The organism is Atopobium sp. BS2, from assembly GCF_000565075.1.
Taxonomy (GTDB): Bacteria; Actinomycetota; Coriobacteriia; order Coriobacteriales; family Atopobiaceae; genus Lancefieldella.
Genome location: NZ_JDFG01000010.1, coordinates 1 through 3,592, shown reverse-complemented (window position 1 = coordinate 3,592; position 3,592 = coordinate 1). Strand labels below are relative to the sequence as shown.

The 3,592-nt window shown below is 54.1% G+C and carries 2 protein-coding genes; one reads left to right on the top strand and one right to left on the bottom strand.

Annotated features, from left to right (window positions below):
- On the top strand, positions 1 to 281 hold a 281-nt coding region (locus tag HMPREF1492_RS07730; RefSeq protein WP_232215577.1), incomplete at its 5' end, for a hypothetical protein.
- A gap of 458 nt (positions 282 to 739) precedes the next feature.
- On the opposite strand, the gene HMPREF1492_RS00850 is transcribed toward HMPREF1492_RS07730, so the two are convergent.
- The gene (locus tag HMPREF1492_RS00850) at positions 740 to 3,211 is read right to left on the bottom strand and encodes a phosphoketolase (RefSeq protein ID WP_035434992.1); all 2,472 of its coding nucleotides are present in this window, start codon (positions 3,209 to 3,211) and stop codon (positions 740 to 742) included.
- Between the last annotated feature and the right edge of the window lie 381 nt (positions 3,212 to 3,592).

Genomic DNA, 3,592 nt, shown 5'->3' with positions numbered 1-3,592 from the left:
ATGCTGACTATATTTTAGGAAATAACCGCACTTCTTTTAAACACCTGAAATGCTTGCTTACACCACTTTTCGGGACACGACCGGAAACGTTGTATGCAGAAACCTGTATTCCCCAACTAAACGCATTTTTTACCACCTGGGTGCGCGGGCGCAGTTACGTCCCAAATTACTCAAACAAGGCGAGAGAATCAGGCTCCATGAGAGCTCTCATGAAGGGGCTTTTGAAATCAGCTTCGGACATACTTCAAAGCGCGCCTGAAAAGTGCGTCAAGTCTGAGTAAACTTACTCAGACTTGACGAGAAAAACCGGCAAATAGCTCAGACTTCATGCAATATTCCGGCAAATTGTTCAGACTCGACGAGAAAATCAGGCTCCATGAAGGTGTTCGTGAAGATGCTCATGAAATAAGCCTTGGGTATGCTTAAAAGTCCGCCTGAAAAGTGCAAAGAATCTGTATTTGAGCCACCGATTCTTTTGCAAAATCAGGCAAATCCACAGATTCTTTGATATTTTCAGGCAAATTTTACAGATTCTTTGCAGAAATCAGGCGCGCGGCAGTCGCGCACCAAATGCGTCCAGGCGCACGCCGAACGCACCGCCCATCTGGCGAGAAACCCCGTCCAATAGCAGCGGTTACGCACAAGAAAGCCCGGTACCCACATGAAGTAGATACCGGGCGGAAAGCACGTTTGTGCAGCTAGCGCGGTTGCGCCGTGCGGCGCTCGCGGTCGCAGCGTGTTACTCGTTGTCGCCTGCGGTTGCCTGAGTTGCAGAGATAGCCTGATCAGCATCGGAAGCGTCTGGCCAAGACCAGTCGGTGAATGCTGGGTGATCATAGCCCTTCTCGACAGCAAACTCGAAGGCCTCGGTGCGGAACTTCTCCCACTCGTCGATTTGATCTGCCCACTTCTGAGCGTCAATCATGCGGAGAGCGTCAGCAGCAAGTGCCCAACGGTCCATGTTGTTCAGGCGCAGCATGTCGTAAGGAGTTGTGGTGGAACCCTGCTCCTCGTAGCCGTGAACGTTGAAGTTGTCGTGGTTTGGACGGTTCCAAATCAAACGACGGACAGAGCCGGCGTAAGCGTGGAATGCGAAGAGAACTGGCTTGTCTGCGGAGAAGAGCTTGGTGAACTCCTCGTCGGAGAGAGCCTCGTTGTTCTCGGAAGCGTTCTGAATCTTGAGCAGGTCAACAACGTTGACGAAGCGAGCCTTGATGCCCAGCTTGCCAAGCATGTCAAGAGCTGCCAGAAGCTCCTGGGTTGGAACATCGCCGCAGGATGCGAGGACAATGTCCTCCTCGCCAGCCTCAGCGTTGGAAGCCCACTTCCACTCCTTAGCACCAGCTGCAAGCTCCTCGCGAGCCTCGTCGAGAGTTACCCACGTTGGAGCAGGCTGCTTACCAGCGAAGATTGCGTTGATGCAGTTTGTGGAGGTGTAGCACTTCTCGCCAACTGCAAGCAGGAGATTAGCATCTGCTGGGAAGTAGATGTTGGTGATGTGGTCGTTGTTGAAGCTCTTGTTGAGCATGATGTCAACAAAACCAGGATCCTGGTGAGAGAATCCGTTGTGGTCCTGGCGCCAAACGTGGCTGGAAAGAACCAGGTTGAGAGCGGAGATAGGCTTGCGCCATGGAATGTGGCGGACGGTAGCCTCGAGCCACTTAGCGTGCTGGTTGATCATGGAGTCAATGATGTGAACGAATGACTCGTAGCTGGACCAGATGCCGTGGCGGCCGGTCAGGGTATAGCCCTCAAGCAGGCCCTCGCACTGGTGCTCGGAAAGCTGCTCGATAACGTTACCAACTGGGGAGATGTGCTCGTCGTTCTCGAAGTCGTCATTGAAGCCGCCAAACCACTGCTTGTCGGTTACCTGGAAGGATGGCTGCAGACGGTTGGAAGCGGTCTCGTCAGGTCCGAAGATACGGAACTCGGAGCGGTTATTGTTGATGAGTTCGGCGGTGTACTCGCCAAGGACGCGCGTTGCCTCAGTGGCACCAAAGCCGTGGCCCTTCTCGGCAACTGGGATCTCGTACTTCTTTGCGTCAGGAAGGACGAGGTTGCGGCGGATTGCGCCACCGTTTGCGTTAGGGTTAGCGCCGAGGCGGAGGTCGCCCTTAGGCATGAAGGAGGTGACTTCTGGACGGATTGCGCCCTTCTCGGTGAAGAGAGTCTCTGGCCTGTAGGAGCTCATCCAGTCGCGAAGAACCTGGAAGTGAGCCTCGGTGTCGCGAGCGGATGCCAGTGGAACCTGGTGTGCGCGCCAAGAGCCCTCGGTCTTCTTGCCGTCGATGTAAGGCGGGCAAGTCCAACCCTTAGGGGTGCGGAAGATGATCATTGGGTAGTAAGGACGGGATGCGTCACCTGCGGCTGCGCGAGTCTTGATAGCGCAGATCTCGTTGAAGACAGCCTCGAGAAGAGCTGCGAAACGACGGTGGATGGATGCGTGATCCTCGTCGTCGAAGCCTGCAACAAAGTTGTAAGGGTGGTAGCCCATGCCGCGGAAGAACTCGTCGCGCTCACCGTCAGAAATACGAGCAAGGATGGTTGGGTTAGCAATCTTGTAGCCGTTGAGGTGCAGGATTGGGAGAACGATACCATCGGTCAGTGGGTCCATGAACTTGTTGGTCTGCCAAGAAGTTGCAAGTGGGCCGGTCTCTGCCTCGCCGTCGCCGACAACAGCGACTGCCAGCAGGGATGGATTGTCCAGGACGGCGCCGTATGCGTGGGACAGGGTGTAGCCCAGCTCGCCGCCCTCGTGGATGGAGCCTGGAGTCTCAGGTGCGTAGTGGGAAGGAATTCCGCCTGGGTAAGAGAAGCGGCGGAAGAACTTCTGGAGGCCCTCTTCATCGTCGGTGATGAATGGGTAGGTCTCGCGATAAGTGCCGTCGAGCAGGGACTGTGCGGTACCTGCAGGTCCACCGTGACCAGGGCCCATGAGGAAGATGGTGTTCTGGTTATGGTCGCGGATGAAGCGGTTTACGTGGCCGAACAGGAAGTTCAGACCTGGGGTGGTTCCCCAGTGGCCAACCAGGCGATGCTTAACGTCCTCGCGAGAGAAACCGTCCTTCATAAGAGGGTTGCTGCGAAGATAAATCTGACCAACAGACAGGTAGTTAGCTGCGCGCCAATACCTATCGACGCCGGCAAGCTCGTCCTCAGATACAGGCTGATTCAGGGTCTGCCAAGGTGTGCCGTACACGGGCTGAGCCATGTGCTCCTCCTTTTCTTGGGTTGCCGCCTGCGCGTTTACGCAGGTTAGGCAACCTCGTTGCTTCCATTACCTGAGCGTTTGTTTTGTTCGCACTCAACTGGGCACGCATAAAACAACACATACATAACAGTATGATGCTTCGGCTATGTTTCAAATACTACTGTAAGTGATAAAACGTTTTATCACTGTGAGATTTCTGGAAATTTCTTTCCTGAGAGACGCTTAAGCTGTCTTTTAAGCAGCAAAACGATCCCCCAACAGTACCCACAATGCCAAAGCGCAACCAAAATGGTGCCCAAGTAAAGCGTATACACACCAAAGTGGTAAAAAATGCGTTTAGTTGGAGATTTCATTTTTCTGCATACAACGTTTGCCCAGATA